The sequence below is a fragment of the Pinirhizobacter sp. genome, from assembly GCF_035317885.1.
Lineage (GTDB): Bacteria > Pseudomonadota > Gammaproteobacteria > Xanthomonadales > Rhodanobacteraceae > Pinirhizobacter.
On record NZ_DATHFX010000197.1, the window covers coordinates 1 to 5643 of the forward strand.

5 protein-coding genes are annotated in these 5643 nt (G+C 63.6%); 2 read left to right on the forward strand and 3 right to left on the reverse strand.

Annotated elements, in window-relative coordinates:
- The first annotated feature begins 68 nt into the window (after nt 1-68).
- Nucleotides 69-2585 (forward strand): TonB-dependent receptor, encoded by a 2517-nt coding sequence (locus VK519_RS06160; protein WP_324348273.1) that lies wholly within the window; start codon nt 69-71, stop codon nt 2583-2585.
- A gap of 2 nt (nt 2586-2587) precedes the next feature.
- Complete coding sequence (locus VK519_RS06165; protein WP_324348275.1) at nt 2588-4090, forward strand: CehA/McbA family metallohydrolase; 1503 nt, start codon at nt 2588-2590, stop codon at nt 4088-4090.
- A 10-nt stretch (nt 4091-4100) separates the two neighbouring features.
- Here VK519_RS06165 and VK519_RS06170 read toward each other — a convergent pair whose 3' ends face one another.
- The 3 genes from VK519_RS06170 to VK519_RS06180 form a co-directional block, all read right to left on the reverse strand.
- Complete coding sequence (locus VK519_RS06170) at nt 4101-4667, reverse strand: hypothetical protein (RefSeq protein WP_324348277.1); 567 nt, start codon at nt 4665-4667, stop codon at nt 4101-4103.
- A gap of 30 nt (nt 4668-4697) precedes the next feature.
- Nucleotides 4698-5045: a hypothetical protein gene (locus VK519_RS06175; protein WP_324348279.1), complete on the reverse strand. Its 348-nt coding sequence runs from the start codon at nt 5043-5045 to the stop codon at nt 4698-4700.
- On the reverse strand, nt 5042-5643 hold a 602-nt coding region (locus VK519_RS06180), incomplete at its 5' end, for a sigma-70 family RNA polymerase sigma factor (RefSeq protein ID WP_324348281.1). The genes VK519_RS06175 and VK519_RS06180, both read right to left, overlap by 4 nt.

The window sequence follows — 5643 nt, forward strand, 5'->3', positions numbered from 1 at the left end:
AAGCGCCGTCCCCACGGCGTGAACCTTCCCGTTGCCGTCTTCGTTCCTTACCGGAGTCGTCCACTGCCATGTCTTCCCTGATCCTGCGCCGCGCCGTGCGCGTCGCCCTGTTCGTCGCCGTGGGCGCACTCGCCCTTCCAGCCTTCGCGCAAGACCAGTCAACCGCTCCCGACAATCAAAACGCCCCCGAAAAGAAAGCCACATCGCTGGAGAATGTCGTGGTTACCGCGCGCTCGGGCGTGGACACGCGTACCAAGGCGGAGACAAGTTATTCCGTCACCACCATCGACGAAGACCGCCTGCGCATGCAGGCGCCCACCAGCGTCACCGAGGCGATGAAATCGGTACCCGGCTTCTGGGTGGAAGCATCCGGCGGCGAGGCCAGCGGCAACATCCGGGCGCGAGGTATTCCCGTCGACGGCTACGGCTCGGTGAATCTGCTCGAAGACGGCATCCCCGTGCAGCACGATCCGGCCCTGGGCTATCTCAATGCCGACCAGGCCTTCCGCCTGGACGAGACGATCGAGCGCATCGAAGTGGTACGCGGCGGCCCGTCGTCGGTGTTCTATTCCAATGCCCCAGCGGGCGCCATCAACTTCATCCCGCGCAAGGTAGGCGACACCCCCGAAGGCCTGATCAAGTACACGGTGGGCAACTACGGCCTGAACCGCGCCGATTTCTGGTACGGCACGCCAGTGGGCCAGGGTTGGAAGCTCGGCGTCGGCGGCTTCTGGCGCGTGGACGACGGCATTCGCCGCACCGGCTTCGATGCGGACAAAGGCGGCCAGCTGCGCGCCGTGCTGTCGAAGGAATTCGAAGGCGGCGACTTCAGCTTCGACGTCAAGCACCTGGACGACAAAGTGGCGCTGTACCTTGGCATCCCCATGCGCACCAACAGCAACGGCGACATCCGCGCCGTGCCTGGTTTCAATGGCAACTACGGCACCCTGGCCGGCCCCGAGACCGAGCACCTGGTGCTGCGCGAAGGCGATGGCAGCCCGTACGATTTCGACAACAGCGAAGGCACCCACGTAAAGCGCACGCAGTACACGGCCAAGTTCAACCTGGACCTCGGCGACGACTGGAAGCTTGCCGAGAGCCTTCGCTACAGCGATACCGACACCACGCGAAACGGCGTGTTCCCCAACGCCGTGCAAAGCGCCAATTCCTTCCTTACCGATCCGAACAACCTCAAGCAGCTTGCCAGTTACCCCGGCGCCACCGCACTGCAGTTCCGCTACCACGACAACGGCCAGGTGTTCGATACCGCCAACCAGAACGGCAATGGCCTGGTGATACTCGGTGGCGCACGCGGCGTAACGATGCCGGTGAAGGAGCTGATCAACGACACGCGCCTTCTTCGCAAGTTCGAGTTCGGCGGCCAGACGCATGACATCAGCCTGGGTTACTACCTGGCCAACTTCAACCAGCGCTTCGACCGATATTCCTCCACGGTATTGCTCGATGCGCAGAACAATGCCCGTGTGCTCGACCTCATCGGGCTCGACGCCACCGGCGCACCGGTAGGCACGCTCACCGAGAACGGCATCTACCGCAATGGCTACGAGTGGGAACATGCCAGCGGGCGGTCCTCCACCAACGCGGTCTATGCGTCCGACGAGTGGCAGGTAACGGACAAGCTGCGCATCGACGGCGGCGCGCGCTGGGAGAAGGTGAATACCCAGGGCTATACGGAACTGAAGACGACCGTGAACCTGGGCACCCTGGCCGATTCGAACATCTCCACGGGCAGCGGCGACTACGCGCACTACGACCATAGCTTCCACAAGCTCGGCTGGACGCTCGGTGCCAATTACCAGTTCGACGATCACCAGGGCCTTTTTGCCCGCTATACCTCGACCTTCCGCCTGCCGTCGTTGAGCTCGTACATCACAAGCCCCACGGCCGTGCCGATCATCCAGACGATGAAGCTGAGCGAGGCGGGCTACAAGTACAGCGATCGCTACGTGGACCTCTATGCCACGGCGTTCGGTACCAAGTACAACGACGTGCAGTTCAGCAATTACGTGTTCGACCCGAACTCCCAGGCTTCCACGGCGCAGACCGGCTACGCCGACACCAAGACCTACGGCCTGGAACTGGAAGGCACGCTCTATCCCAGCAAGATGTTCGACGTGCAGTTCAACGCTACCCTGCAGCAGCCGAAGTACAAGGGCCTGCGTTATACGGAAGTCGTGGCCGGTGCACCGGTGCTACGCGACTACGAGGACGACCAGCTGATCCGCGTGCCCAAGGTGAGCTACCGCATCGTGCCTGGCGTGAACCTGCTCGACGGCCGCCTGCGCCTGCAGGTGTCCTACGAATACGAAGGCAAGCGCTTCGTCGATACCGCCAACTCCGTGGTGTTGCCCTCGTACAAGACCGTGGGTTTCAGCGCCCGCTACGACTGGACGCCGGCCCTGTCGTTCTTCTTCTATGCTGATAACCTGAACAACTCGCTCGGCCTGACCGAAGGCAATCCGCGCGCCGGCGAGCTGTCGAGCACCGATGCAGGCGCCAATACATTCATTGCCCGTCCGCTGCTGGGCCGTAGCTTCCGCCTCGCCGCCATGTATCGTTTCTGACCATGAGCCTACGAATCGCAGCTTTTGCCCTGGTGTCCGGACTGCTGCTTGCCCCCCTGCCCACCCGGGCCGAGGACAAGAGCGACCTTACCTTGCACGGGGAAATCACAGGCCGGGACAACCACACCTATAAGAACGTCACCTTCGACGTTCCCGCCGGTGTCACCCGTATCACCATCGCCTTCGAGGCCACGGGCAAGGAAGACCACACTACGATCGACCTGGGCCTGCTTGGCCCGGATGGCTTCAAGGGCCAGGACGGCTTCCGCGGCTGGGCGGGCGGCTCCAAGCGGATATTCACCGTCTCGGCCAGCGATGCCACGGCCGCCTTCCTGCCCGGCGCCATCCGCCCGGGCAAATGGACGCTGCTGCTGGGCATACCCAACATCCGCGCCACCGCCCATGCCAGCTACACAGCGAAGGTGTGGTTCTCGCGCGATGCAGCCACCGCATGGGGGCCTGATGTCCTGAATCCGCCGCTTCGCAAGCAACCGGGCTGGTATCGCGGCGACCTGCACATGCATACGGCACACAGCGACGGCAGCTGCCTGAGCCAGGGTAACCACGTGAAGGTGCCCTGCCCGCTATTCCTTACCGTGGAGGCGGCGGCGAAGCGCAAGCTCGACTTCATCGCCATCGTCGACCACAACACCTCATCGCACCTGAGTGATATCCGCGAGCTGCAGCCCTACTTCGACAACCTGCTGCTTATTCCCGGCCGCGAGCTCACCACCTTCCAGGGCCACGCCAACCTGTGGGGCGTACCGACGTCGGTCGACTTCCGCGTGGGCAGCAAGACCGTTCCCGACTGGAATACCCTGTTGAAGAGCGTTGCACCGCTGCATGGCGTGCTGTCCATCAACCACGCCGTCCGCCCCAGCGGCGAGGAATGCATGGGCTGCGGCTGGACACCCAATCCACCGGTGGACATGCACCTGGTGCAGGCCATCGAAGCGGTGAACGGCACGGACTCCGTGCGCCCCGATTCAGGTATTCCCTTCTGGGAGAAGCAACTGGCGCAGGGTTTCCGCCCCACGGCCGTGGGCGGCAGCGACAACCATCGCGCCGTGCCCATTCTTACCGAGCCGGACATCCCGGTGGGCACGCCGACTACCGTCGTGCACGCCACGGAACTGTCGATGCCGGCGATCCTGGATGGCATCCGCGCCGGGCATGTCTTCATCGATACCGAAGGCACGACGGACCGCATGATCGACCTGGAGGCCAGTGTGGGCGCGGACAAGGCCGGCATGGGCGATGAGCTCAAGGCAGGCCCTGGCAGCGACGTAAACGTGCAGGCCAGCATGAAAGCACCGGCTGGATCGAAGCTCACCCTTCTTCTCGACGGCAAGCCTCTGCCCGACACTGCTACCTCCGGAGCCATCATTGCCACGCATCTTGCCGGCGACGGCAAACCGCACTGGCTACGCGCCGAGGCGCGCGCTACCGACGGACGGCTGCTTCTGCTCGGGAATCCGGTCTATCTGAATCGACCGCAGCGTTGACGCACCTCCATTAAGGTCCGAATCCCATGTTCACCGGCGCGAGGGGCAGAACTGGATGGATGTTACCGGTGACAGGGACCTCGTTGCCGACCACCTCCAGCCTGAAATCCCTTGCGAACACGCTACCCTTGCCGTCCAGCAGGAAGCCATAGGCGATGTCTACCGCTTCAGCCGGAACGTCGAGCACGATTTCGCAGTGGGTCCATCCTGTGGTATCGCGCAGGGGACGCTGATCCATATTGTCGAAGCCGACCGGATGCTTGTCGTTGCCGTCGATGCGCATCCACAGTTGGCTTTTGTTCGCGTCCTGGGTACGTAGCACGCCAGAAAGGCGCACACGCTTGCCTCGGTAATTCGACGCGTTGATCGTCTGCATCATGGTCGCAAAGCCGCCCGCGGCGGACGACTTTGCCTTGATGTACGCGTTCCAGGTGCCCGCGGTGTCACCCTTGTCAGTGCCCAGCTCGTAATCTGCCGGTGCGGTGCCCGCCCTGAACCACCCTGTGGGGATGGGACCTGCCAACGCCGTACCCGCCGTGAGGACCAACGCCAGTGCGAGCGTCAAACGCTTCTTCATATCAATCTCCTTGAGTGGAACAAGCGCCCATCAGGGCGTGTGTTGGCGCAAGTACTGGGCTACTGGCGAATCGGGCGGCCGCACATCCATCTGCATTAGATAGGACTGGCTACGGCCCTCGCTGTAACCAGGCGCGGCCGAGGTCATGTCCATAGCCACCGGGGAGGCAAGCGCCACACCGGGATCGCGCGGCATGGACACCCAGAGCAGCATCGAGGCCGCGAGGGCCAGGCCAAGGCCGATCGCCCCGATTCCCAGGCCACGAAATTCTCTTTGCCGGGCATACCGAAGCACGCGGTCATCCATCTGCGGCGCCGCCGTTTCGCGGGCCGCCGTTCGGTACAGCACTACCAGCTGGTCGAGCAGATCGTCGCTCATCGCCACACTTCCAGGGCCTGGCGAAGCCGGGACTGGGCATATCGAAGGCGGCTCTTCGCCGTTTCGCGCGGCACTCCGGTGGCTGCAGCGATTTCCTCGACGCTCAGGTCGCCCTCGGCCTTCAGCAGGAACGCCTCGCGCTGTGGTAACGGCAGGTCCAGCACGGCGGCCAGCAACGCGCTTTGCAATGTCAGGTTGTGGGCATGTCGCTCTGGACCGGATGCATCCGGCGCTTCCGCGTCGGCCAGCGACTCCAGGCCATCGTCGGTTCCTTCGTGGGCATCGGGCGAATGACGCCCAAGGCTTCGCCAGCGATCGGCCGCCCGCCGATGGGCAATGCCGAAAAGCCATGCGGTGAATGAGGCGTCAGGTGTCCAGGTGGCGCGCGCCTTGACCACCGCTGCCCATACTTCCTGGAATACTTCCTCAGCCTCGCTGGGGCGGCCAGCGAGCCTCAATACGTAACGATGCAGCCGGTGACGGTAGCGGAGGTAGAGCACCTCGAAGCCACTGGTATCGCCACTTTGGTAGCGACGCATGCAGTCGGCGTCGCTCTCCTGGTTGTTTTCCCGCACCGCCTCGATCGAGGCCACGGAAT

Excerpts from the sequence above, each read along its gene's own strand:
- VK519_RS06165 (WP_324348275.1), top strand. The coding sequence starts at position 2,588 with ATGAGCCTACGAATCGCAGCTTTTGCCCTGGTGTCCGGACTGCTGCTT.
- VK519_RS06170 (WP_324348277.1), bottom strand. The coding sequence starts at position 4,667 with ATGAAGAAGCGTTTGACGCTCGCACTGGCGTTGGTCCTCACGGCGGGT.
- VK519_RS06175 (WP_324348279.1), bottom strand. The coding sequence starts at position 5,045 with ATGAGCGACGATCTGCTCGACCAGCTGGTAGTGCTGTACCGAACGGCG.
- VK519_RS06160 (WP_324348273.1), top strand. The coding sequence starts at position 69 with ATGTCTTCCCTGATCCTGCGCCGCGCCGTGCGCGTCGCCCTGTTCGTC.